The sequence below is a fragment of the Urbifossiella limnaea genome, from assembly GCF_007747215.1.
GTDB classification, from domain to species: Bacteria; Planctomycetota; Planctomycetia; order Gemmatales; family Gemmataceae; genus Urbifossiella; species Urbifossiella limnaea.
In genome coordinates this window covers 6,241,479-6,265,283 of the sequence record NZ_CP036273.1, presented here as the reverse complement: position 1 = coordinate 6,265,283, position 23,805 = coordinate 6,241,479, and the positions used below count along the sequence as shown (strand labels likewise).

The 23,805-nt window shown below is 73.7% G+C and carries 13 protein-coding genes; 7 read left to right on the top strand and 6 right to left on the bottom strand.

What is annotated here, in order from left to right; all coding sequences use genetic code 11:
- Positions 1-6: 6 nt before the first annotated feature.
- The gene (locus ETAA1_RS25475) at positions 7-1,485 is read left to right on the top strand and encodes an aldehyde dehydrogenase family protein (RefSeq protein ID WP_145243305.1); all 1,479 of its coding nucleotides are present in this window, start codon (positions 7-9) and stop codon (positions 1,483-1,485) included.
- An 81-nt stretch (positions 1,486-1,566) separates the two neighbouring features.
- Positions 1,567-6,603 carry a VWA domain-containing protein gene (locus tag ETAA1_RS25470; RefSeq protein WP_145243303.1) on the top strand — a complete coding sequence of 1,679 codons (5,037 nt, stop codon included), beginning with the start codon at positions 1,567-1,569 and terminating at the stop codon, positions 6,601-6,603.
- Between the two features lie 246 nt (positions 6,604-6,849).
- Here ETAA1_RS25470 and ETAA1_RS25465 read toward each other — a convergent pair whose 3' ends face one another.
- Together ETAA1_RS25465 and ETAA1_RS25460 are read right to left on the bottom strand one after the other, a co-directional pair.
- Positions 6,850-7,971 (bottom strand): WD40 repeat domain-containing protein, encoded by a 1,122-nt coding sequence (locus ETAA1_RS25465; protein WP_202920398.1) that lies wholly within the window; start codon positions 7,969-7,971, stop codon positions 6,850-6,852.
- Between the two features lie 208 nt (positions 7,972-8,179).
- On the bottom strand, positions 8,180-8,545 hold the full coding sequence (locus ETAA1_RS25460; protein ID WP_145243301.1) for a VOC family protein: 366 nt from the start codon (positions 8,543-8,545) through the stop codon (positions 8,180-8,182).
- Between the two features lie 164 nt (positions 8,546-8,709).
- Between ETAA1_RS25460 and ETAA1_RS25455 the strand changes: the two genes are divergently transcribed.
- Both ETAA1_RS25455 and ETAA1_RS25450 read left to right on the top strand, forming a co-directional pair.
- On the top strand, positions 8,710-11,703 hold the full coding sequence (locus ETAA1_RS25455) for a PSD1 and planctomycete cytochrome C domain-containing protein (protein WP_145243300.1): 2,994 nt from the start codon (positions 8,710-8,712) through the stop codon (positions 11,701-11,703).
- Positions 11,704-11,885: 182 nt separating this feature from the next.
- On the top strand, positions 11,886-13,298 hold the full coding sequence (locus ETAA1_RS25450; protein ID WP_145243299.1) for a DUF1501 domain-containing protein: 1,413 nt from the start codon (positions 11,886-11,888) through the stop codon (positions 13,296-13,298).
- 7 nt (positions 13,299-13,305) lie between these two features.
- Here ETAA1_RS25450 and ETAA1_RS25445 read toward each other — a convergent pair whose 3' ends face one another.
- Positions 13,306-14,691: a CotH kinase family protein gene (locus ETAA1_RS25445; RefSeq protein ID WP_145243298.1), complete on the bottom strand. Its 1,386-nt coding sequence runs from the start codon at positions 14,689-14,691 to the stop codon at positions 13,306-13,308.
- 55 nt (positions 14,692-14,746) lie between these two features.
- Entirely contained in the window at positions 14,747-16,789 is a 2,043-nt protein-coding gene (locus tag ETAA1_RS25440; protein WP_145243297.1) for an RNA polymerase sigma factor, read from the bottom strand.
- Positions 16,790-16,891: 102 nt separating this feature from the next.
- Between ETAA1_RS25440 and ETAA1_RS25435 the strand changes: the two genes are divergently transcribed.
- Both ETAA1_RS25435 and ETAA1_RS25430 read left to right on the top strand, forming a co-directional pair.
- Positions 16,892-17,335, top strand: coding sequence for a hypothetical protein (locus ETAA1_RS25435; protein WP_145243296.1), 444 nt, complete (start codon positions 16,892-16,894; stop codon positions 17,333-17,335).
- Positions 17,336-17,401: 66 nt separating this feature from the next.
- Positions 17,402-18,751 carry a glucuronyl esterase domain-containing protein gene (locus ETAA1_RS25430; protein WP_145243295.1) on the top strand — a complete coding sequence of 450 codons (1,350 nt, stop codon included), beginning with the start codon at positions 17,402-17,404 and terminating at the stop codon, positions 18,749-18,751.
- 7 nt (positions 18,752-18,758) lie between these two features.
- Here ETAA1_RS25430 and ETAA1_RS25425 read toward each other — a convergent pair whose 3' ends face one another.
- Together ETAA1_RS25425 and ETAA1_RS25420 are read right to left on the bottom strand one after the other, a co-directional pair.
- A complete protein-coding gene (locus ETAA1_RS25425) occupies positions 18,759-19,478 on the bottom strand; it encodes a hypothetical protein (protein ID WP_145243294.1) in 720 nt (239 codons plus the stop codon).
- 104 nt (positions 19,479-19,582) lie between these two features.
- Positions 19,583-22,156 carry an ATP-dependent RNA helicase gene (locus ETAA1_RS25420; protein ID WP_145243293.1) on the bottom strand — a complete coding sequence of 858 codons (2,574 nt, stop codon included), beginning with the start codon at positions 22,154-22,156 and terminating at the stop codon, positions 19,583-19,585.
- A gap of 245 nt (positions 22,157-22,401) precedes the next feature.
- On the opposite strand from ETAA1_RS25420, the gene ETAA1_RS25415 reads away from it, so the two are divergent.
- The gene (locus ETAA1_RS25415; protein ID WP_145243292.1) at positions 22,402-23,781 is read left to right on the top strand and encodes a S1 family peptidase; all 1,380 of its coding nucleotides are present in this window, start codon (positions 22,402-22,404) and stop codon (positions 23,779-23,781) included.
- Positions 23,782-23,805 lie beyond the last annotated feature (24 nt).

Here is a 23,805-nt window from a genome sequence, read left to right as displayed (position 1 = left end):
TCTCCCATGGCCGCCGCCACCGCCCGGATGCCGAAGCCCGCGCCGCCGAAGGTGTCCGACCAGCAGCTGTTCGTCGGCGGCAGGTGGCTGCCGGCCGCGTCCGGCAAGACGTTCGAGACGGTGAACCCCGCCACCGGCGACGTGATCTGCCGCGTCGCGGAGGGCGACAAGGAGGACATCGACCGCGCCGTGAAGGCCGCCCGAGCCGCGATGGACGGCCCGTGGGGTCGCATGAACGCCAGCGGCCGCGGCCGGCTCCTCAACAAGCTCGCCGACGCCGTTGAGGCGAACCTCGACGAACTGGCCGCGCTCGAGACGCTGGACAACGGCAAGCCGATCGCCGACTCGCTGGCCGCCGACCTGCCGCTGACCTTGCAGTGCTACCGCTACTACGCCGGCTGGGCCGACAAGAACCACGGCCTCACCATCCCCGTCGACGGCAACTACTTCTGCTACACCCGCCACGAGCCGGTCGGCGTCGTGGGGCAGATCATCCCGTGGAACTTCCCGCTGCTGATGCAGGCGTGGAAGTGGGGGCCGGCGCTGGCGTGCGGCAACGCCCTCGTCCTCAAGCCCGCCGAGCAGACGCCGCTCACCGCGCTGCGGATCGCCAAACTGGCGCAGGAGGTCGGCTTCCCCGACGGCGTCATCAACGTGGTGCCCGGCTTCGGCCCGACTGCCGGCGCGGCGCTGTCCGGCCACCCGGACGTGGACAAGATCGCCTTCACCGGCGAGACGACGACCGGCAAGATCGTCATGAAGGCGGCCGCGGACAGCAACCTGAAGCGCGTCAGCCTCGAACTCGGCGGCAAGTCGCCGAACGTCGTGTTCGCCGACGCCGACCTGGACGCTGCCGTGGAAGGCGCGTACTTCGGGCTGTTCTTCAACCAGGGGCAGTGCTGCGTGGCCGGCAGCCGGCTGTACGTCGAGGACCGCGTGTACGACGAGTTCGTCCACAAGATGACGGCGAAGGCGAAGGCCCGGCGCGTCGGCGACCCGTTCGACCCGACGACGGAGCAGGGGCCGCAAGTGAGCCAGGAGCAGATGGAGCGCATCCTCGGCTACATCGACGCCGGTAACGCCGAGGGCGCGCGGCGCCTCTCCGGCGGCGGCCGCGTCGGCGACCGCGGCTACTTCGTGGAGCCGACGGTGTTCGCCGACGTGAACGACGACATGAAGATCGCGCGGGAGGAGATTTTCGGGCCGGTGATGAGCATCCTGCGGTTCAAGGACGCCGACGAGGTGATCGCCCGCGGCAACAAGAGCTTTTACGGCCTGGCCGCGGCCGTGTGGACGAAGGACGTGAAGAAGGCGATCCGCCTGTCGAACGCGCTGAAGGCCGGCACGGTGTGGGTGAACTGCTACGACGTGTTCGACGCCGCGGCGCCGTTCGGCGGGTTCAAGATGAGCGGCATCGGCCGCGAGCTGGGGGCGTACGCGCTGCAGCTGTACACCGAGGTGAAGACCGTCATCATGGCCACGTGACCGGCGCGCGCCCTGTTCCCGGCGGCGGCCGGGCGTCATACTAACGGGGCACCCCGCGCCCGCACCCCGACCCGGCCGCCGATGCCCCCGTTCGCCGTGTTCGCCGTGTTCACCCCCGGCCTCGCCGCCGGGGCCGCGGCCGCCGCCGTCGCGGTGCCGTTCCTCGTCCACCTCCTGTTCCGCAAGCGCTACCAGATCGTCCCCTGGGCCGCGATCCGCTTCCTGGCGGTGGCCGAGCGCCGCCACCGCCGCCGCGTCGACCACTGGCTCCTCCTCGCCGCCCGTGTGCTGGCGCTGCTCGTCGCGCTGTTCGCGCTCGCCGCCGCCACCGACTGGGCCGAGGCGTGGTGGCAGCGCGTCCGGCCCGGCGAGCAGGTCGCCGTCGCGTCCGGCACGCGGACGCACCACGTGATCGTGCTCGACGCCTCGATGAGCATGACGGCCCGCGCCGCCGACGGGCCGACGCGGTTCGAGAAGGCGAAGGCCCAGGCCGAGGAGCTGGTCCGCGGCGGCAGCCCCGGCGACGGGTTCAGCGTGATCGTCGTCGGCGCGCCGTCGCCGGTCGTGGTGCCGGGGCCGTCGAACGCCGTGCTGAAGGTGCTGGACGAACTCGGGAAGCTCCGCCCCACCCACGCCGCGGCCGACGGCGCCGTCGTGCTGTCGCACGTGGTCGATGCCCTGAGCCGCTCCCCGCGCGGCTACCCGCGCCGGCAGGTCACCATCTTCACCGACGCGCAGCGCACCGGGTGGGCCGCCGCGCTGCCGCGGGCCGACGCGCCGCTGCCGGAGGCGTGGACCACCATCCTCCGCGGCAAGAACGGCCGCGGCGCCGCCGACGTGGTCGTCGTGGACGTGGCCCGCGACGACCCCGAGAACCTGGCCGTCGTCGATCTCGCACTGTCCGACCCGGTCGCGGTCGTGGGCTCGCCAATGGTCGTCACCGCGACCGTGCAGAACTTCGGCCGCCGCGACCACCCGCCGACCAAGCTCGGGCTGCACCTCGGCCGGCCGTCGGCGGCGGGGGTCGAGACGCCGGCCGCGGTCGCCGCCGAGTCCACGCCCGCGATCCCGGCCGGCGGGCGGGTGTCGGCGTCGTTCACGCTGGAGGGGAGCAAAACCGGTTTCCTGACGCCGGGCGTGCATCTCATCCAGGTGAAGCTGGAAACCGGCGACGACCTGCCGGCCGACGACGCGCGGGCGGTCGTGGTCGAGGCGCGCGACGGGCTGCACGCGCTGATCGTGGAGGGGAAGAAGGGCGAGGCCGACCCGCTGAAGCGGGCCGGCGAGTACCTGGCGCGGGCGCTCGTGCCGCCGGGCGCGCGGCCGGGCGACACCCCGGCGCGTCTGCACCGCCCCGGCGGTCGCTGGCCCGAGACGCCCGCCGAGCGCTGGATGCTGAGCTACGGCGAGTTCGCGGACGCGGCCGTCGGCGACACCACCGGCGCCGACTGCGTCTACCTCGCCGACGTGCCGACGGTCACCCCGGCGATGGCGGCGCGGCTCGAAGCGCACCTGAAGCGCGGCGGCGGCGTGGTGATCGGCCTCGGCCCGAACGCGGCCGCGGCGAAGGACAGCTACAACCGCCTCCTGTACGCCGACGGCAAGGGCATCCTCCCGTCGGCGCTCGGGGAGGTCGTGAGCGCCCCCGCCGAGAACCCCGGCTTCACCCTGAGCGCCGACGACGCCGAGTACCGCCGGCCGGGCTCGCCGCTGGCCGCGTTCCGCGAGGACAACCCGCGCGCCGGCCTCGTCGGCGTGCCGTTCCGCGGGTACGTGAAGCTCGCCGACGGCGCCGCCCGGCGCGTCCTGTCGTTCGCCCCGGCGGCCGGCGCGAAGGACGCGAAGCTCGACCCCGCGGTGCTCGAGTGGCCGCGCTTCCGCGGCCGCGTCGTGGTGTACGCCAGCAGCCTGAACCGCGACTGGACCGAGTGGCCCATCTTCCCGAGCTACCTGGAATTCCAGCACGAACTGCTCCGCTTCGCCGCCGCAAACCCGGACCCGCACACGGCCCGCGTCGGCGACGCGCTCGAGGAATTCTTCCCCGCCGCGGCCGCCGGCCTGACCGCGAGCGTGACCGGCCCCGAGGGGATCAGCGGTGACGCCCCGGTGACACTCCGCGACGAGTCGGCCGTGGCCCGGTTCGCCGACACGCGCCTCGCCGGCTTCTACCGGATGCGGCTGACCGACCCGCGCGAGCGGGTGGCGCCCGGCGACAGCCGCGACCGCGTGTTCGCGGTGAACCCGGCCGGCGACGCCGAGTCCGACCTGAAGCGGCTCACGCCCGACGAGTGGAAGGTGGTCGGCCCCGTTCAGGTGGTGAGCGACCCGGCCGAGGCACAGCCGACCGACGGCAGCGGCACCGGCACCGTGACGCAGCCGCGGCCGCACGGCCCCGACCTGTCCCGGTGGGCGGCGTGGGCGCTGCTGACGCTGCTGGCCGCGGAGACGACGTTGGCGTGGTGGACCGGCCCCGCCCGCGCCGGCGGCACGGTGGCGCGGCCGCTCAGCCGGCACCCGGTCTGGCGCACGTTCGGCACCGTGCTCGCCGGCGGGCTGACGCTGGTGTGCCTCGCCGCCGTGGCGCTGGCGGTGCGCGTCGAACTCACCGGCGACCTGTTCGGCTTCCTCCCCGACCCGGCCCGCGACGCCGCGGAAGGCGCCATCGCCCGCGCCGCCGGGGTGCCGCCGGCGCCGGCCGGCGAGAGCAACCGCGTGGTGTTCGAGCGCGTGTCGGTGACGACGCCGGACCGCCGCAACGACGGCTGGGCCGTCGTCGGCGTCGCCGTGCTGTTCGTCGGCTACGCGTTCGGCATTTACGCCCGGGAGCGCGCCGCCGCCGGCGGCCTGGCTCGCGTCCTCCCCGCGGCGCTGCTGCGCGGGGCCGTCATTCTCACGGTACTCACGGCCGTGCTGCCGCAGTGGAAGCTCGTCTTCAAGCGCGTCGGCTGGCCCGAAGTCGTCATCATCCTCGACACGTCCGCGAGCATGGACACGGTGGACGACCTGAAGGACGCCGCCGTCCGCGCCAAGGCCGAGGAGTTGGTCGGCGCCGCCAACCTGCCGCGGACGCACCGCCTGAAGCTCGCCCAACAACTGCTCACGCGCCCCGGCGGCGACTGGCTCGACCGCCTCCTCACCGAGAAGCGCGTCAAGGTGAACGTGTTCGCCGTGGACGTCCGCGGCCGCGTCGTCGGCAGCGCCACCGAGACCGAGGAGGCTGCCCCCCTGCGCGAGGCGCTGCTCGCGCTGCAACCCACCGGCGACGGCTCGCAGCTCGGCGACGGCGTCGAGCAGATCGCCCGACAGTTCCAGGGGAATCCGCCCGCCGCGGTGGTGATGTTCACCGACGGCGTGACCACCGCCGGCGCGTCGCTGCCGGCCGCGGCCGAGGCCGCCGGCGTGCCCCTGTACCTCGTCGGCGTCGGTGACCCGTGGGTCGTCCCCGACCTGGGCCTGTCCGACCTGCGCTTCGGCGACGTGGTGGCCCGCGGCGACACGCTCGACATCGGTGCCAAGCTGGCGTCGCGCGGCGCCGTGCCGCCGGACCCCGTCCGCGTGACGCTCTACGAGAAGGTCGGCGACCGCCTCGTCGAGCTCGGCCGGCAGGAGGTGCGGCCCACCGAGGCCGGCGAAAAGGTGGAGCTGGCGTACACCCCCACCACCGTCGGCGAAAAGATTCTTGTCCTCGACGTGCCGCCGGCGCCGGGCGAGACGGACCTGACGAACAACCGCGTCGAGCGGCGCGTGCTCGTGACCGAGGCCAAGCGCGCCCGCGTGCTGTTCGTGGAGGGCCGGCCGCGGTACGACTTCCGCTTCGCCAAGGTGCTGCTGGAGCGCGAGTCGGACCAGGTGGCGGGGAACAAGTCGATCGAGTTCAAGACGGTGCTGGTGGGGGCGTCGCCGGGGTGGTCGGAGACGGACCGCAGCGCCGTGGCCCTGGAGGCGTTCCCGACCCGCGACGAGCTGTTCACGTTCGACGTGGTCATCCTCGGCGACTTCGACCCGAAACTGCTGCCGCAGTCGGCGCGGGCGATGCAAGACCTGGCCGACTTCGTGAAGGTGAAGGGCGGCGGCCTCCTCGTGGCCGCCGGCGAGCACCACACCCCGGCCGCGTTCGCCGACACGCCGGTGGCCGACGTGCTGCCGGTGGTGGTGCTCGAAGTCGTGCCGCGGCCGACGCCCGAGGACCGCCCGCTGACGGAGGGCTACCGCCCGCAGTTGACGCCCGAGGGGAAGCGGCACCCGCTGTTCCGGTTCGGCAAGAAGGACGCGGAGGCGGAGCAGATTTGGGCGCGGCTGCCGCCGCTGTTCTGGGCCGCGAAGGGGTACGCCCGCAAGCCCGCGGCCGAGGTACTGGCGGTTCACCCGGACCGCGCCGCGGAGGGGAACACCGGCGGCAAGCACCCGCTGGTGCTGCAGCAGTTCGCTGGCGCCGGGCGTGTGGTGTTCCTCGGCTTCGACGAGACGTGGCGGTGGCGCTTCCGCGCCGACGAGCCGCAGTTCAACGCCTTCTGGTTGCAGTCGGTGCGGGCGCTGGCGCGGGCGCGGCGCGGCAAGCCGGAACTGAAGCTGCTGCCCGACGGCCCGGTCCGCCGCGGCGACCGCATCACGGTACAGGTAGGCTTCCCCGACGACGCCCCGGCGCCGCCGGAGGGCACGGTGGTGAAGGTGCGGGTGACGCGGTCGCCGCTGCCGGGGTCGGCGGGCGAGGCGGAGACGCAGCTGCTGGTGCTGGCGCGCGACAAGGCCGACCGCCGCCGCTTCGAGGGCGTGCTGACGCGGACGCCGGAGGGGGTGTACCAGTTCGTGCTGTCGGACCCGGACGTGGGTGCGGCGCCGCCGTCGGCGAGCGTGCGGGTGCTGCCGCCGGCGACGGAGCGGGAGCGGGTGGACCTGAACGCCCCGGACCTGATCGCGGCGGCGGCGAAGTCGCACGGCAAGTTCTACACGCTGGCGACGGCGGAGGCGTTCTTCGCGGACCTGAAGGAGCCGGACCGGGTGCCGCTGAACGAGCCGCGGCCGCCGCTGCCGCTGTGGAACCACGCGGGGGTGTACGGCCTGCTGCTGCTGGCGCTGCTGGGCGAGTGGCTGCTGCGGAAGCGCGACCGGCTGCTGTGACGGGCGTCGCTCAAGCCGGGGGCATTGTGTGTACGGCTCCCCCCCGGGGGGTCGAGGCACGCATTGAGTCAATGTCACAAATTAGCGTTGGAGCGACGCCGTGGGCCGCAACCCGCGGCCGGCTCGGGGCTTCCGTAGGTCGGGTCGAGTCTTCGAGGCCCGACGCGGTGCGCCTATCACCTCTGCGAAGAATCGAGAGCGATCGCGAGACGGAGCTCCGATCTCACATTGGCTCGGGTTTGCCCGCTACCGCGATTCGGGTTCCGCGCCCTTGGGCTGCTTCTCGGCTGCGGCGTTCGCAGGGAGCAGTGTCTTGAGGTCCCAGAGCCGGACCGTCGGGCCGACGCCGGCGGCGAGCACGGCGTCGTCCGGGGAGAGGGCGACGCAGTAGACGTACCCCGCCGTCCCCTTCGACAGCTCTCCGATCGGCCTCACCACCGGCGCTTCCGGTGAGTGAGCCCGCCGAAGCACGAGCCTGGCGGTCCCCGTAGTGAGGTCCCAGACCTTGAGGTTGCCGCGGTGGGTGCCCGAGGCGACCAGCTTACCGTCCCTGGAAATCGCAAGGCCGAAGCAGTCGTCCGTGGCGTCCCCGACGGGGAGGGTCGCGAGCAACTTGCCCGTCGCAGGCTCCCAGACCCGCAGATCACTCCCGCCCGAGACGAGCCTACTCCCGTCGGGTGACCAGACGACGCAGCTGACACTGCGTTGCCCCTTGAGCGGCGATGTTACCTTCTTGGAGGCCGCGTCCCAAAGGAAGAGGTTGCCGCGAACGTCGCCGACGGCGAGAGTCTTCCCGTCGGGTGAGAACGCCAGGCGCCCGAGCGGGTCGGCGACCCCGGGCAGGGCGCCCGCCTCCGTCCGGTCCCGCAGGTTCCAGAGCTTCACCTCGGCGGCCCCGCCCCACTGCTTACCACGGCCGCCGCTGGCGAGCAGCGACCCGTCCGGGGAGAACGCGACGGTCAGCACCGGGCCGGTGTGGCCGGTGAGCGTGGCAAGTTCCATCCCTGTCGCACGGTCCCAGAGTCGGACGGTCGCGTCCCAATTCCCGGCGGCAATCAATTTCCCGTCCCGGGAGACAGCGACCGGCTTCGCCCCGCTCTTCCCGTTTTTGAGGGTTGCTGTCTCCCGGCGCGATGCGACATCCCACAACCTGATCGAGTCGTTGTCGCTCGTGACAAGCGTGCCTCCGTCTGGTGTGAAGGCGAGGCCGACGACGGAGTTCGAGTGCGGGAGCGTGGCCGATTCGGGCGGCTCGCTCTCGATCGCCGTATCGGGTGGCTCGGCGGCCACTGGTTCAGTCGGCACCGTCCTGCCCGCGCATCCGGTGACGATCAGCAGGCACCCGAGCAGGAGGAGTCGCAACGACATCCGCGCTCTCCGTTGGCCGAACTGGTGATTCGCCGGGGCGTTCCGAAGGGTTTGTCCGGCCGTCAGGTCCGCCCTGCGTTCGAGCATATCGCCCGCCCGCGCTGGCCACAACCGAGTCACGCACTCGGGTTTATTTTGCTCGACCCACGGCGGAGCCGGAGAACGGAAGGGCATCCTGTCTGATCACGCGACGCGGTCGCAACCGTATTCACCGCACGTCGGCGCGGTTGAAGTGCGGGTTCTCGATAATCCCGAACACGTTGCCGAACGGGTCGATCACCGACGCCACCTTGATGCCGCCGCCCACGTCCTTCACCGGCTCGTGCACCTCCGCCCCCAGCACCGTCAGCCGCGCCAGCTCGGCCGCGGCGTCGGACACGCCCCACAGCGCCTGCACCCCGGCGGCGCCCGGTGCCCCGTCGGGGATCAGCCCCAGTTCGAACCCGCCGACCGCGAAGCCGACGTAGAACGGCTCGTCGAAGTACGGGTCGCGGCCGAGCACCTGGCGGTACCACTCCCGGCCGCGGGCCAGGTCCGGCGCGGGGTAGATGGCCGTCCGCAAGCCCAGGATCATTCTGTTTCCTCCTGCCGCCACGTACCGCGGCACGATCGGTTCGGGCCGACGGCACGTTCTTCGGTCCGTGCCCCTCATGATACACCCGGCCGATTTCCCGTACCCGCCGCACCCCGGGCGCGGCATAATCACACGGTCCCACCCGCCCGGCCGCAGGTCTCCCGATGCGCCACGCTCTCCTGGCCGCCGCGGCCGTTCTGGCCCTGGCCCCCCGTGCCGCCGCCGACGTGGACTTCGCCCGCGACGTGCGGCCGGTCCTCACCGAGTACTGCTTCGCCTGCCACGGCCCCGACGAGAAGGGCCGCAAGGCCGACCTCCGCCTCGACACCCGCGACGGCCTCACCGCCGCGGCGAAGGAGGTGCTCGCCCGCGTCACCAGCGCCGAACCCACCGAGCGGATGCCGCCGCCGAAGGGCGGCAAGGCGCTCACGCCGGCGCAGGTGGGCGCCATCAAGAGTTGGGTCGAGGGCGGGGCGAAGTGGTCGGCGCACTGGGCGTTCGAGACGCCGAAGCGGCCACCCGTGCCCGCCACGACGCCCGCCGTCGTCAACCCCATCGACGCGTTCGTCCGCGCCCGGCTGCTGAAGGACGGGCTGGCGCCCGCGCCGGAGGCGAGCCGCGAGACGCTCATCCGCCGGCTGTCGCTCGACCTCACCGGCCTGCCGCCGACGCCGCAGGAGGTGGACGCCTTCCTCGCCGACGCCGCGCCGAACGCCTACGAGAAGGTCGTGGACCGGCTGCTGGCGTCGCCGCACTACGGCGAGCGGATGGCGATGCCGTGGCTCGACTACGCCCGCTTCGCCGACAGCAACGGCTTCCAGACCGACAGCAGCCGGGCGATGTGGCCGTGGCGCGACTGGGTCGTCCGCGCGTTCAACCGCAACCTGCCGTACGACCAGTTCACCATCCAGCAACTCGCCGGCGACATGCTCGCCAACCCGACGCGGGACCAGATCATCGCCACCGGGTTCAACCGCAACCACCGGCTGAACGGCGAGGGCGGGCTGATCGGCGAGGAGTGGCGCGTCGAGACGGTGATCGATCGCGTGGACACGACGGCGCTGACGTGGCTCGGCATGACCGCCGGCTGCGCCCGCTGCCACGACCACAAGTACGACCCCATCTCGCAGGCCGAGTACTACCGGCTGTTCGCGTTCTTCAACAACGTGCCCGAGTCCGGCACGCTGGCGGCGAACCGCGGCGGCGGCAACTCCGACCCGGCGGTCACGGTGCCGCTCCCCGGGCAGGAGGCGGAGCTGGCGAAGTTGAAGGACGCGGTCGGCGCCGCGGAGAAGGCTGCGGCCGACGCGGCGAAGGAACTGCCCAAACTCGTCGCCGCGTGGGAGCCCGGCTTCAAGGCGTCGCACGCCGAGGTGAAGGAGGCGTGGACGGTGCTGGCGCCGCGCTCGGTGGCCGGCAGCGGCATGGGGAAGTTCGAGAAGCAGGCCGACGGCTCGTACCTCGCGGTGGGGCAGTCGCCGCCCTACGACCTGTACACCGTCGTCGCCCCTGTCGCCGCCGGGCCGCTGTCGGCGGTGCTGCTCGAATGCCTGCCCGACAAGTCGCTGCCGAACCAGAGCGTCGGCCGGGCGCCGAACGGCAACTTCGTCCTCACCTCGATCGAAGCGGAAGTCACGGCGCCGTCGCTGAAGGAGCCGCGGAAGCTGCGCTTCGTGCGGGCCGTGGCCGATTACTCGCAGCCGGGCTGGGACGTGAAGAACCTCCTCGGCGGCGACCCGAAGCGCGGCTGGGCGGCCGACGGCCCCACGCGCCGGGCGCCGCTCAAGGCGGCGCTCGTGGCCGACACGGCGGTCGAGGTTCCCGCCGACGCCACGATCACGGTGAAGCTGCTCCACGAGGCGCTGAACCACCACTCGGTCGGCCGCTTCCGCCTGTCGGTGACCGGCGCTACCCCCGGCACCGTGACGCTCGCCGGGCCGCGCATCCCGCCGGCGGTGAAGGCCGTGCTCGACACCGACCCGGCGAAACGGACGCCGACGCAGACCGCGACGCTGGCCGACTTCTACCGCACCACCGCCGACGGCCCGGTGAAGCGCGCCGACGCCGCGCTGGCCGCGGCCCGCAAGCGCCTCGCCGACTTCGACGCAGCGCTGCCGACGGTCATGGTGATGCAGGAGGGCACGCCGCGCGACGCCTTCGTGCTGGTGCGTGGCCAGTACGACCGCCGCGGCGCGAAGGTGACGCCCGGCGTGCCCGCGGCGCTGCCGCCGCTCCCCGCCGGCGCGAAGGCGGACCGACTGTCGTTCGCGCGGTGGGTGGCGTCGGCGGAGAACCCGCTGACGGCGCGGGTGTGGGCGAACCGGGCGTGGGAGCACTTCTTCGGCACGGGGCTGGTGCGCAGCACGGAGAACCTCGGCACGCAGGCCGAGTTCCCGTCGCACCCCGAGCTGCTCGACTGGCTCGCCACCGAGTTCGTCCGCCTCGGCTGGGACATGAAGGCCATGCACAAGTTGATCGTCACGTCGGCGACGTACCGCCAGTCGTCGCGGGTGACGCCGGCGCTGGTGCAGCGCGACCCGGACAACCGCCTGCTGGCGCGCGGCCCGCGGTTCCGGCTGCCGGGCGAGTTGGTGCGCGACCAGGCGCTCGCCGCGGCGGGGCTGCTGACGCGGACGCTGGGCGGGCCGTCGGTGCGGCCGTACATGCCGGCGGGCGTGTGGGACGAGGTGAGCGTGTACGGCGACCTGCGGAACTACCGCATGGACGCCGGCCCGGACCGCCACCGCCGCACGATGTACACGGTGTGGAAGCGGACCGCCGCCCCGCCGACGATGCTGCTGTTCGACGCCCCGAACCGCGAGGTGTGTACCGTCCGCCGCTCCCGCACGAACACGCCGCTGCAGGCGCTGGCGCTGCTGAACGAGTTCACCTACGTGGAGGCGGCGCGGGCGCTGGCGGCCCGCATGAAGGCCGAGGGCGGCGCCGACCCGCTGGCCTACGGCTTCCGCGTGGTCACGGCCCGCCGCCCGACCGCGGCCGAGCTGGCGGTGTTGAGCGACGGCTACGCCGCCGACGTGGCCCGCTTCCGCGCCGACCCCGACGCGGCGAAGCGCCTCGCCGGCGACGCCGAACAGGCGGCGCTGACGCTGACCGCGAACGTGCTGCTGAACCTGGACGAGGTGGTGACCCGGGAATGACGGCTCGGGGCTTGAGCCCGGAGGACGTCGGCGTGTAGCCCGGGGTGGAACCCCGGGCGGCGTCGGCGGTGATACCGGGGCGTCACTCCCACGAGCCACGAACACGCCCGCCCGGGGTTCCACCCCGGGCTACACGCCGACGCCCTACCGGGCTCAGCACAAGAAGACCCGGAGGCCGCACCATGACCCCGCACCCCGCCGACGCGCTCAACCGCCGCCTGTTCCTGCGGCACTCCACCGCCCTCGGCGCCGCGGCGCTCGCCACGCTCACCGCACGAGCGCAACCCTTCCGCCTCCCCGCGGCGAAGGCGAAGCGCGTCATCTACCTGTTCCAGTCCGGCGCCCCGTCGCAGCTCGACCTGTTCGACCCGAAGCCGCAACTCGAGCGCCGCCGCGGCGAGAACCTGCCCGAGAGCATCCGCCGCGGCCAGCGCCTCACCACCATGACCAGCGGGCAGGCGACGTTCCCCACCGCCCCGTCGATGTTCAAGTTCGCGCAGCACGGCAAGGGCGGGCTGTGGCTCAGCGAGCTGATGCCGCACATGGCGACGGTAGCCGACGACCTCACGATGATCCGCTCGGTCCACACCGAGGCCATCAACCACGACCCGGCTATCACCTTCTGCCAGACGGGCAACCAGCTCGCGGGCCGGCCGAGCATCGGCTCGTGGGTCAGCTACGGCCTCGGCAGCGAGAACCAGAGCCTGCCGGCGTACGTCGTCCTCACGTCGTTCGGCAGCGGCCGCCGCGACGACCAGCCGCTGTACGACCGCCTGTGGGGCGCCGGCTTCCTGCCGGGCCGGCACCAGGGGGTGAAGTTCCGCAACACCGGCGACGCCGTGCTGTTCCTGTCGAACCCGCCCGGCGTGGACCCGGCCGCGCGCCGCGCCACGCTCGACCGCCTCGCCGCGCTCAACCGCCAGCACTTCGACGCCGTCGGCGACCCCGAGACGCAGGCCCGCATCGCCCAGTACGAGATGGCGTTCCGCATGCAGACGAGCGTGCCGGAGCTGCTCGACACGACGAAGGAGCCGCGGGCCGTGCTCGACGCCTACGGCCCGGACGTGAACCGCCCCGGCAGCTACGCCGCGAACTGCCTGCTGGCGCGCCGCCTCGCCGAGCGCGACGTGCGCTTCGTGCAGCTGTTCCACATGGGCTGGGACCACCACGGCGGCCTCCCCGCGGCGATCCGCGGGCAGTGCCGCGACACCGACCAGCCCACGGCCGCGCTGCTCCGCGACTTGAAGCGGAAGGGGCTGCTCGACGACACGCTCGTGGTGTGGGGCGGCGAGTTCGGCCGCACCGTGTACAGCCAGGGGGCGCTCACCGCCACCGACTACGGCCGCGACCACCACCCGCGCTGCTACTCGGTGCTGATGGCCGGCGGCGGCGTCAAGCCGGGTGTCACGCACGGGGCGACCGACGACTTCGGGTACAACGTGACCGAGAACCCGGTGAGCGTCCACGACCTGAACGCGACGATCCTCCACCAGCTCGGCATCGACCACGAGAAGCTGACGTTCAAGCACCAGGGGCTGGACGCGAAGCTGACCGGCGTGGAGCACGCGCGGGTGGTCCGCGAGGTGCTGGCCTGACGCGGCCCTACTCCTTCTTCGCCGGCGGCGGGCCGAACGGGCCGAACCCGCCGGCCGGCACGTACCCAGCCGACGTGCCCGCCAGCTGCGCCGCCACCGACGCCGTCCGCCGGCCGACGAACTCGCGCAGGTTGGGCGGCTTGCCGTACATCAGCTGCAGTCCCGCGGTCGTGTCGCCCTCCTTGCGCGCCCGCGCCGCCGCGGCGTCCCGCGCCAGCGGCTCCTTCAGTGCCGCCTCGGCCGCGTCCAGCTCCTTCAGCAGCCGCTCCTTCGCGAACGCCGTCCCGGCCAGGTCGCGGAGCAGCGCCCGGTAGCGCTCGCCGACGCCCGGCAGCGCCAGCACGCGCTCCGTCAACCGGTGCTTCCCCGGGTACGGCTTCGTCAGGCTCAGGTCCATCTTCTGCTCGGCGGTGCCGAACAGCGGGTGGTTGGCGAACGCCCGGTCGAGGTCCCACGGCACGAAGTGGAGCCGGCCCGTCGCGGGGTGGAGGTACAGGTAGTAGTTGTGCCCGAGGGCGAAGAAGCTGTCCACGTTGGCGACGAACGACGTGACCGCCAGGAACCGCAGGTACGCGTCCACGTCCAGGTACGCCTCGGCCTCGCGCCGGAAGGCGGCGTCGTCGGCCGTGTGCAGCAGCCGGGAGAAGGTGACGAGGCGCCGCGCCTCGGCGGCGGTCGGCTCGCGCTTCGGGCGGTACGCGGTGGCGTAGCGGGTCCAGTCGTCGCCGCGGAACTCCAGGTCGCGCACGCCCTCGGGCTTCAGCAGCAGGCCGTCGGCGGTGCCGTAGTGGGCGCGGAGAAACGCCGCGTCCACCTCCTCGGTGAGGGTGTAGAGGCCGAGCAACTCGGCGGCGTGCCGGCCCGGCACGGTGAGCCGCACCTCGGCGAACGTCGTGGCCGGCGCCGGCACCTTCGCGGCGCGGTAGACGGCGTACCCGAACGCCTCGCGGTACCCGGACGGGTCGGTGATGCCGCAGTGGAGGTTGATCGTCTTCGAGCCGTGGTAGCGGCCGGTGCCGCCGCCGCGCCCCAGGTTTACGCGGAACGACTTCTGCGCCGTGAAGCTGGCGTCGAGGATCGTGCCGTTCCCCTTGTACCGGACGCCGACGCCCGTGAAGGTTTCGCCGCCGATCGTCACGTCGCCGGTGGCCCACGGCAGGTCCGTGCCGAAGTTGTTCTTGTGCGCCTCGCGGGTCGGGTCGGCGGGGGGCGGCACCGGCTGCCGCGGGCCGAAGCCGGCGAGCCCGCCGCGCGGCTGCATGGCGGTGTACTCGGCGGCGCTGAGGGTGACGGTGACCGGGACGACGGCGAGGTGGGCGGGGCGGCGCGGGGGCTCGTCGGCGGCGGCGGGTGCGGCGAGGACGAGGGCGGCGACGAGGCACGGCCGGGTCATGGGGGCTCCCCGGGTGGGCGGATCGGTACGGGTAACGTATCGATCCGCCGGCGGGCTACTCCCACACCAGCGTGTACCCGTACCGCCGGCCCTTCTGGAACGCCACCGGGCTCAGTTCCAGGTCGCCGCCGGCTGCCCCGCCCGGCTGCAGCGTGTTGTCGTGGACCTCAGCGCCGACGAACAGCCAGCCGTAGCCGCCCTCCCGCGTGCGGAACAGGAACAGCCCCGGCTCGGTGATCGCGTGCCGGCCGGCCTTGGCGTCGAACGGCGCCAGCAGCGCCCCCGCCGGCCGGCCCATCTCGAACCGCCCGTCGGCCTTCACTTCCGCCGCGAGCGTGCCGCGCCGACCGACATCGACTTCCCACGCGGTCAGGCCCAGGCCGCGGATCACGTAGTGCGGCTCGGTCGCGGGGCCGTCCTCGGTACACATCAGGTCGTAGCCCTCACCCGCGGCCCACGCGGCGATGGCATCGAGCCGATCGGGCCGGCCCGCGGCGGCACGGAGGTGCGCCGGCATCCGTCCCTCGCGGCCGGTGTCCAAATCCTTGAACACGGCCCCCGCCCCGGCCGCCCGCGCCGACTCCAGCACGCCGCCCGAAATCCCACCACCGAACTTCGCCCGCGGCCCGTGCGGGAACTCGGCCGGCGGCGGCGGCAGGGCGGCGGCCGGCGGCGCCTTGTAGCCGGACGCGCGGTACGCAGGGTCGGCCACGAGGTCGCGGGAGTTCGCGTCCCACCACGCCGCCCACCGCGCGGCGCAGCGGTGGAACTGCTCGCGCTGCAGTGCCTGCTGCCGGGCCGACCCGCTCAGCGAGGCGAAGTTCAGTTCGGACTCGCCGTGCGTCGTGCCGGTCAGCACCTTCAGCGCCGACCGGAACTCGGTGAGCGGCCGGCCGAAGGCGTAGTGGTCGCCGATCCTCACCTTGTCGTGGGCGTGTTCCTTCAGGAACGCGAACAGCTCCGGGTCGTTCGAGACGTTGCCGTAGTCGCTGGCGCTCGGCAGGCACGTCTTCGGCAGCGCGCGGATGAGAGCCGGCACCACGCGCTTGTCGCCGATGCCGCGGGCGGCGTAGCCGAGGCAGCGGAGCAGGAACGGGTCGGTGGTGGCGTCGAGCTCGGCGACCACGTCGGGGACGGCGGCCGGGCCGAGGCGGATCAGGTCGCGCAGCACCGCGCCGCTGTCGTCGTCCAGGCACTCGCCGCCGCCCTTCGGCTTCAACGCGTGCAGTCGCTCGATCAGCTTGCGGGCGGCGGTCGCCTCGCGCTTCGCGGCCGGCGGGTCGGCCTTCGGTGGGGCGTCGGGCGGTTGAACGGTGGCGGCCGCGACGCCGACGCCGGCGGCGAGCAGGACGGCCGCGACGGCCTTGAGTTTGGTGAGGAACATGCCGCGCGTGACCTCGTTCGTGAGCGCCAGGACCGCGGCCGGGACCGCCCCGGCCGTCACCCGCACCGCCCGAGCCACCAGTTCCGCCGTCACCGGTACGGGACCCAACGCCGCCAGTGCCGCTGCGACCGCGACCCCGCGGCGCGCCAGCCGTGCCGCCAGTAACGCCCGGCCGCGTGCGAGCCGCGTGGCGACGGTGCCCTGCGGCCAACCCAGCGCGAGCGCCGCCTCCCGAATCGTCTGCCCTTCGAGTGCGCAGGCCACGATCGGCGTGCGGTACTTCGCGGGGAGCCGGCCCAACTCGTCGTCCACGACGGCGACGGCGTCGCGCCAGCCGTCGATGGGTGGGTGGTGCAGGGGGTCGGCGACGAGTTCACACTCGCGCCGCCGGCCGATCCGCGCCCGCGCCCGGCGGGCCACGTTCGCGGCGACGCCGTACAGCCAGCTGCCAACGGCGGCCCGGTCGCGCAGCGCCCCCGCCTTGCGGGCGAGCACCAGGAACGTGGCCTGGAAGGCGTCCTCGGCGTCGTGCCCGCCGAGGGCGCGGCGGCACACCCCGAGCACCATCGGCCCGTGCCGGCGCACGAGCGCCTCGAACGCCGCCTCGTCGCGCTCGGCGGCGTAGCGGCGGATCAGGTCGGCGTCGGGCCGGTCCGCGCCGTCGTGGGCCGGCGGGAACCGGCGGAGCACGTCGCGGAGTGGGGGGCCGGGCATCGGGCCGTCCGGGGTCGGTGTCCGCGGGGTACTCCCGCCGCTGGGGTGGATTTATTCGGAATTCGCGCGCTGTCGCCGGGCGGCGGGGCGTATCCTCCCGGCATGTCGAACGCCACCCTCGGCCTGCTCGTCGGCGGGCTCGTCCCCGCGGTCTGCTTCGGCCTGTCGGGGGCGGTGCAGAAGGGCGCCGCCGGCGGCATCGCCACCGGGCCGTACCTCGTCGTCATCGGGCTGGTCGTGGCCGCGGCCGGGGCGGCTGTGACGGCCGTCGAGCGGGACGCCTCGGCGACGCCGGCCGGCGCCGGGTACGCGGCGCTGTTCGGGCTCTTGTGGGCGGCCGGCGTCGGGGCCATCGCCGTCGCCCTCGGCCGGTTCGAAGCCCGCATCAGCCAGCTGGTGCCGCTCTACAACATGAACACGCTCGTGGCCGTGGCCGTCGGCCTCGTCGCGCTCGGCGAATGGCAGACGGTTCAGCCCGGCCGGCTGGCGCTGGCCGCCGTCCTGGTCGTCGCCGGCGGGGTCCTTGCGGCCACCGCCGGCCGGTAGCGCCGGGTTGGCGGCGAAGCCCGTTCACCAGGCGTCGCGCCCTCTCCCCTGTCCCGAGGACACGTCATGCGACCGACCGTTCTGCTTCCGTTGCTCGCGCTCGTCGCCGCCGTCCCGGCCCGTGCCGACCACCCGCCGCCGGTCCAGCTCTCCGCGAAGGACGACCACAAGCGCACGATGGACCTGCTCGGCATCAAGGAGCTGCGCCGCGGCGCCGACGGCAACCCCAAGTCGCCGAACGCCGCCAACAGCGACGAGGCGAAGGCCACGCCGTACCCCGACCTCCCCGACCCGCTCCGGCTCAAGGACGGGCAGCGCGTCACCACGCCGGAACTGTGGCGCACCAGGCGCCGCGCCGAGATCGTCGAGGACTTCGACCGCGAGGTGTACGGCCGGGTGCCGCGGCAGACGCCGAAGGTGAAGTGGGAGGTGACCAGGACCGAGAAGCAGACCGTGGGCGACGTCCCGGTCGTCACCAAGACGCTGGTCGGCCGCGTGGACAACTCGGCGTACCCGGCGGTGACCGTGGACATCGCCCTGACGCTGACGGTGCCGGCGGCGGCCGCCGGGCCGGTGCCGGTGGTGCTGGAGTTCGGCTTCGTGTTCCCCGGCGGGAAGGGGCCGGCGCTGCCGCCGCCGGGCGGGAAGGGCGGCCCGTCGTGGCAGCAGCAGGTGCTGGCGAAGGGGTGGGGCTACGCGATCCTGGTTCCGGCCACCGTGCAGGCCGACACCGGCGCCGGGCTGACGCGCGGGATCATCGGCCTTTGCAACGCCGGCCGGCCGCGCGGGGTGGACGACTGGGGCGCGCTGCGGGCCTGGGCCTGGGGCGCCAGCCGGGCGCTCGACTACTTCGAGACCGACCCGAGCGTGGACGCGCGGCGGGTGATGATCGAGGGGCTGTCGCGGTACGGCAAGGCGGCGCTGGTGGCGATGGCCTACGACGAGCGGTTCGCGGTCGGGTTCATCGGCTCGTCGGGGGCCGGCGGGGCGAAGCTGCACCGCCGCGACTTCGGCGAGAAGGTGGAGAACGTGGCCGGCAGCGGCGAGTACCACTGGATGGCCGGGAACTACCTGAAGTACGCCGGCCCGCTGACGGCGAAGGACCTGCCGGTGGACGCGCACGAGCTGGTGGCGCTGTGCGCCCCGCGGCCGGTGTTCATCAGCGTCGGGTCGGCGCAGGTGGAGGGGACGTGGGTGGACGCGCGGGGCATGTTCCTGGCGGGCGTGCACGCCGGGCCGGTGTACGAGTTGCTCGGGAAGCGCGGCCTGGGCACGGCCGAGTTCCCGCCGCAAGAGACGGCGCTGGTGGCGGGCGAGGTGGCGTTCCGCCAGCACGCCGGCGGCCACACCACCGGCCCGAACTGGCCGACGTTCCTCCGCTTCGCGGAGCGGTACGTCGGCGGCCCGGGCCGATAGCGCGGGGTCACGGCCGCACGGTGCCGGCGGCCGGGGCGTCCTCGACGGCCAGCCGGTAGGTGAACGCGCCGAGCATCTCGCCCGGCCGCTCGTGGCACCGCAGGCACTGCCGGCCGGCGTACACGCCGCTCACCGCCCGCATCGCGCCGTTCGCCTTCTCCGCCTGCACCAGGTCGCCGCCGCCGCGGATCACCTCCAGCGCCCTCGTCTCGAAGGCGTCCGGCCGCCGCGTCTTCACCTCCTTCTCCGTCTTCATGCCGCCGCCGGTCAGGTACACAACCGGCTCCGGGTTCTTGACGAGCCCCACCAGTTGCACGTCCTTCAGCACCCACGCCTTCTTCGGGGCCGGCGGCGGGAAGAACACAACGCCGCGCGCCGCGGCCTTGGCGAACGAGAAGTGCGCGGGCCGTTCGTCCTTCGCGCCCTTCGCGCCCTTGGCCGCAACGATGACGATCGGGTCCGGCTGCGGCCCGACCGCCGTGCCGCTCGGCTGGTCGGCCGCCGACTTCGGCGGGCCGAGCACGTCCGTCAGCGGCGGCTCCATGCGGCTGAACCCGAACCCGGACTGGTCGATGAACAGCTTCACGGTGTGGCGGTGGAGGTAGGCCAGGCTGGCGCGTTCCTGCTTGGTCGGCTCGGTGGCGGCGGGCTCGGGCGCGGCCGGGGCGGCGCCGCCGACGAGTACGGCGAGCGCGGCGAGTAGGCCGATGCGGACGGGGGCGGTCATCGTCGTCACCTCCTGGGGCGGCACGCGGGCGGGTGCGGCGAGGGTAGTATGCCGTCGGCCGGGCCGCCGAAACAAGCCGCCGGGAGCCGCTCGTTACGCCGCGGTTACGTCGGCGGCCGCCGCCTCGCCCCGCGCACCGCCTCGGCCGTGAGCGGGTCGTCGGGCCAGCTGTGCTTCGGGTAGCGGCCGCGCAGCTCCTTCCGCACCAGCGGGTAGCCGGTCTTCCAGAAGCTCGCCAGGTCGTCCGTCACCTGCTGCGGCCGGTGGTTCGGCGCGAGCAGGTGCAGCAGCACCTTGACCCGCCCGCCGCCGACGCGCGGCGTCTCGGTGAGCCCGAACAGCTCCTGGATGCGCGCCGCCAGCACGGGCGGGCGGCCCTCCTCGTACTGCAACGCGATGTGGCTGCCGCTCGGCACTTCGAGCCGGTCCGGCGCCTCGCGGTCGAGCGCCCGCTGCTGGTCGAACGTGAGCTGCCCGCGCATCAGGTCGAGCCACGGCCCCGACCGCAGCTCGGCGAGCGAGCGGCGGCCGCGGGCCAGGTGTTCGAGCAGGTCGCCGAGGTCGGCGGCGTCGAACGCGGGGAGGTTCAGCTCGGGGAGCCAGCCGCGGAGGCAGCGGACGCGGGTGCGGAAGCGGCCGGCGTCCGACTCGGGATCGGGGAGCACCTTCGCCAGCCGGTCGCGGGCCGCGGCGGCGAGCACCCGGGCCGCGTCGGCCTCGTCGGCGATGTGGGCCTGCACCTCGTCGAGAATCAGGTCGTCGAAGCGGGTCCGCTTGCGGGCAGCGAGGCGCTCGGTCTGGTCGTCGAAGGTGACATCCGTGCGGACGGTGAGGCGCTCGGCGGGGAGCCAGGCGCGGTCCACGCCGGACGCGAGCCGCACGAACGCATCGGCGCCGGCAGCATCGACGTCGGCACAGACGAACAGTTCGGGCTCGCGGACGCCGCTGGTGGGGGCGAGCCTCACGCCGCGGCCGCCGACGGTGACGGCCCGCGAGCTGCCCGGCTCGCGCCGCCGCGCCAGCCGGTCGGGGTAGGCGGCGAAGACGGCCCGAAGCACGACCGCGTCGCGGTCGATCGGAACAGCGGGCTGACGCCCGCCGCTCGCCAGGAGGCGAGCGAACTGATCCCGCGCCTCCAGCACGGCGAAGGCGCCGCCGCGGTGGAGTTGGCCGACCGGCGTGTCGAGCCGCTTCGTCCGCTCGAACGCCTCCAGCGCCTCGACGCGATCGAGCACGTCGGACGCGGTCGGCGGCGCGGTGCGCGTCGGCGGGCCGTCGGGCCGCACGAACGGGTCGCGCTCGGCGAGCAGCGCCGCCGCCAGCGCCGCCCGCCGCGGGTCGCCGAGGAGCTTCCCTTCCACCAGTAGCCTGCCGAGCCGCGGGTGGACCGGGAGTCGCGCCGCCTCGCGGCCGAGGTCGGTCAGCCCGTTAGGCCGGGGCGCAAGCCCCGTCGGGTTATCAACCCCGACGGGGCTTGCGCCCCGGCCTAACAAGTCGTCGACCACCCGTGAAGCTATCACCAACCCGAGCTGTTCGAGGAGGCGGTTCGCCTGATCGATCGCCTCCGGGCGCGGGCGGTCGAGCCAGGGGAAGCTCGACACGTCGGTCTCGCCGAGGGCCAGAAGTTGAAGGGCGGCGCCGCACACGTCCACGCGGCGGATTTCCGGCTCCGTCTGCTCCGGCCGGGCCCGGTGGCCGGGTTCGTCCCACAGCCGCAGGCACACGCCCGGCCGCGTCCGCCCGGCGCGGCCGGCACGCTGGTCGGCCGAGGCGCGCGAGATGGGGACGAGCCGCAGCCGGTCCATGCCGACGGCCGGCTCGAACTCCAGCTGCCGCGCCAACCCCGTGTCCACGACCGCGGTCACACCCTCGACCGTCACCGACGTTTCGGCGACGTTCGTGGCCAGCACCACCTTGCGGCGGCCGAGCTGCTGCAACGCGCGGTCCTGCTGCTCGGGCGGCAGGTCGCCGTGGAGCGGCAGCACTTCCACGCCGAGGTCGCCGAGTTCGTCGGCGGTGTGGCGGATCTCGCGGAGGCCGGGCAGGAACGCGAGCACGTCGCCGTCGGTGAGCTGGAGCGCCTCGCGGACGCCCTCCGCGGCGGTGCGGCGCGGACGGTACACGATTTCGACGGGAAAGCTGCGGCCGGCGCTGTCCACGACGGGGGCGCCGCCGAGGTACGCGGCCACCGGGCCGGGGTCGATCGTCGCCGACATCACGACGGCGACCAGGTCGGGCCGCACCGTCTCGCGGACGAGCTTGACCATGCCGAGGGCCAGGTCGGCGTCGAGGCCGCGCTCGTGGAACTCGTCGAACACGACGGCGCCGACGCCGTCGAGGAATGGGTCGTCGTGGAGGCGCCGCAGCAGCACGCCGGGGGTGACGACGAGGACGCGGGTGTTCGGCCCGGCGGCGCGGTCGAAGCGAACCTGATAGCCGAAGACGTCGCCGAGGGCGGAGCCGTGTTCGTGCGCCATGCGGCGCGCCGCGGCGCGGGCGGCGACGCGCCGCGGCTCGAGCATCACGACGGTGCCGGGAACCACGTCGAGCAGCGCCGGGGGGACGCGGGTCGTCTTGCCGGCGCCGGTGGGAGCGCGGAGGACGGCGGCGCGCGAGGCGCGGACGGCGGCGAGCAGTTCGGGAAGCGCGGCGTCGATCGGCAGCGGGTCGCGGGGCATGGGGGAAGTTTACGGCGGGCGGGAGTTGGTCGTGACACCGCCACGGCCGCCCGGGGTTTCCACCCCGGGCTAAGAACGGCCGCCCCTCCGGGGCTGAAGCTCCGAGCCAACGGTCTTGAGCCCCGGAGGGGCGGCCGTCGTTAGCCCGGGGCGGAAGCCCCGGGTAGCCTCGGCGTCGCGCCAGATGCGTTGACGCCCGCCCCGCGCCCGCTTACGCTCCCCTCACCACTGTTCGGAGGTCCGACATGATCGCCCGCCGCGCCCTCGCGCTCGCCGCCCTCGCCGCCGCCGTCGCCGTGCCCGCGCGCGGCGACGTGGTCCTGTACCGCAAGGCCGTGCCCTCCACGGTGCTGTTCCACTTCGAGTCCGACGGCTCCACGAGCGTCGGCAGCGGCGTCCTCGTGGACGCCGAGAAGAAGCTCGTCGTCACGGCCGCGCACGTCGTGGACGACGTGGTCCGCGAGGGGCGGTTCGACGTGAAGGTGGCGTTCCCGGTGAAGGGGAAGGACGGCCGCGTCGTGACCGACGCCGTGTTCTACGCCAAGCACCCCGAGGTGCGCGTGCCCGGCAAGGTGGTCTACCTCAACCGCGGCAAGGACCTGGCGCTCGTACGGCTGGACCGCCTCCCGGCCGGGGTCGTCGCCGTGCCGCTGGCGGCCGAGAACCCGGACCCCGGCGAGCCGGTCCACGTCATCGGCAACAGCAACTACTTCGAGGGCGGCACGTTCGGCTACTCGGAGGGGAAGGTCCGCAACGTCCACCACCACGACAAGGACGGCCGCGTCTTCTACTCCGTCACCCACCACGCCCCGAGCAACAAGGGCGACAGCGGCGGCGCGGTCCTGGCCTCCGACGGCAAGCTGCTGGCGATCATCTCGCAGGGCACCATCGGCGAGGGGAAGCGGCAGGTGGTGGACAACAGCGTCCACTTCGCCGAGATCAAGCGCGCGCTGGAAGGTCTCCAGCAGCCGGGCGGCCGGCGGTTCGTGGTGCAGGGGGCGGTGGACACGCCGGGGTGGGACGAGTTCTACTTCCCGGTCACCAAGGGCGCCCCCGTCACGCTCGACCTGAAGGGCGACGGCACCACCGACCTCGACCTGTACGCCGACGACGTGGACGGCCCGGGGCAGGACACCCGCAAGTTCGGCAAGAAGAACAAGACGTTCGGCAAGCTCCTGGTCGAGGAGACGGGCGACACGGACCAGGAGCGGAAGGGGTTCACGGCCGGGTGGAGCGGGTACGCCCGGGCGCAGGTGCAGAACCTCGGCGGCAAGAAGGGGACGAACACGTACACGCTGGCGGTCGACCGGTTCGGCCTGCGGAACGAGGGCGACCGGCTGGCCGTGCCGCTGACGCTGCTGCGGCGGATCGCGGCCAAGGGGGCGGACTCGTACCAGTTCCAGTACACGAAGGACGGGGGCAAGGCGCGCGTCAGCGTGCGCGGCGACGGCGACACGGAACTGGCCCTGACGGTCGAGGGCCCCGACGGCCGGGTAGTGGCGCGGACGACGTGCAAGGAAGAGCGCGTCGACCTGGTGTGGTCGCCGGCCGCGGACGGGCTGTACCGCGTGACCGTGCGCAACGGCGGCACGGTGTGGAACCGGTACTGCCTGACGACGGACTGACCGCACGCCCGGCGGGTCGGCGGC

Bases quoted from the DNA above. Each gene is read 5' to 3' on its own strand.
- ETAA1_RS25435 (WP_145243296.1), top strand. From the start codon at position 16,892: ATGTCGAACGCCACCCTCGGCCTGCTCGTCGGCGGGCTCGTCCCCGCG.
- ETAA1_RS25465 (WP_202920398.1), bottom strand. From the start codon at position 7,971: ATGTCGTTGCGACTCCTCCTGCTCGGGTGCCTGCTGATCGTCACCGGA.
- ETAA1_RS25420 (WP_145243293.1), bottom strand. From the start codon at position 22,156: ATGCCCCGCGACCCGCTGCCGATCGACGCCGCGCTTCCCGAACTGCTC.
- ETAA1_RS25440 (WP_145243297.1), bottom strand. From the start codon at position 16,789: ATGCCCGGCCCCCCACTCCGCGACGTGCTCCGCCGGTTCCCGCCGGCC.
- ETAA1_RS25425 (WP_145243294.1), bottom strand. From the start codon at position 19,478: ATGACCGCCCCCGTCCGCATCGGCCTACTCGCCGCGCTCGCCGTACTC.
- ETAA1_RS25450 (WP_145243299.1), top strand. From the start codon at position 11,886: ATGACCCCGCACCCCGCCGACGCGCTCAACCGCCGCCTGTTCCTGCGG.
- ETAA1_RS25430 (WP_145243295.1), top strand. From the start codon at position 17,402: ATGCGACCGACCGTTCTGCTTCCGTTGCTCGCGCTCGTCGCCGCCGTC.
- ETAA1_RS25455 (WP_145243300.1), top strand. From the start codon at position 8,710: ATGCGCCACGCTCTCCTGGCCGCCGCGGCCGTTCTGGCCCTGGCCCCC.
- ETAA1_RS25475 (WP_145243305.1), top strand. From the start codon at position 7: ATGGCCGCCGCCACCGCCCGGATGCCGAAGCCCGCGCCGCCGAAGGTG.
- ETAA1_RS25445 (WP_145243298.1), bottom strand. From the start codon at position 14,691: ATGACCCGGCCGTGCCTCGTCGCCGCCCTCGTCCTCGCCGCACCCGCC.
- ETAA1_RS25415 (WP_145243292.1), top strand. From the start codon at position 22,402: ATGATCGCCCGCCGCGCCCTCGCGCTCGCCGCCCTCGCCGCCGCCGTC.
- ETAA1_RS25470 (WP_145243303.1), top strand. From the start codon at position 1,567: ATGCCCCCGTTCGCCGTGTTCGCCGTGTTCACCCCCGGCCTCGCCGCC.
- ETAA1_RS25460 (WP_145243301.1), bottom strand. From the start codon at position 8,545: ATGATCCTGGGCTTGCGGACGGCCATCTACCCCGCGCCGGACCTGGCC.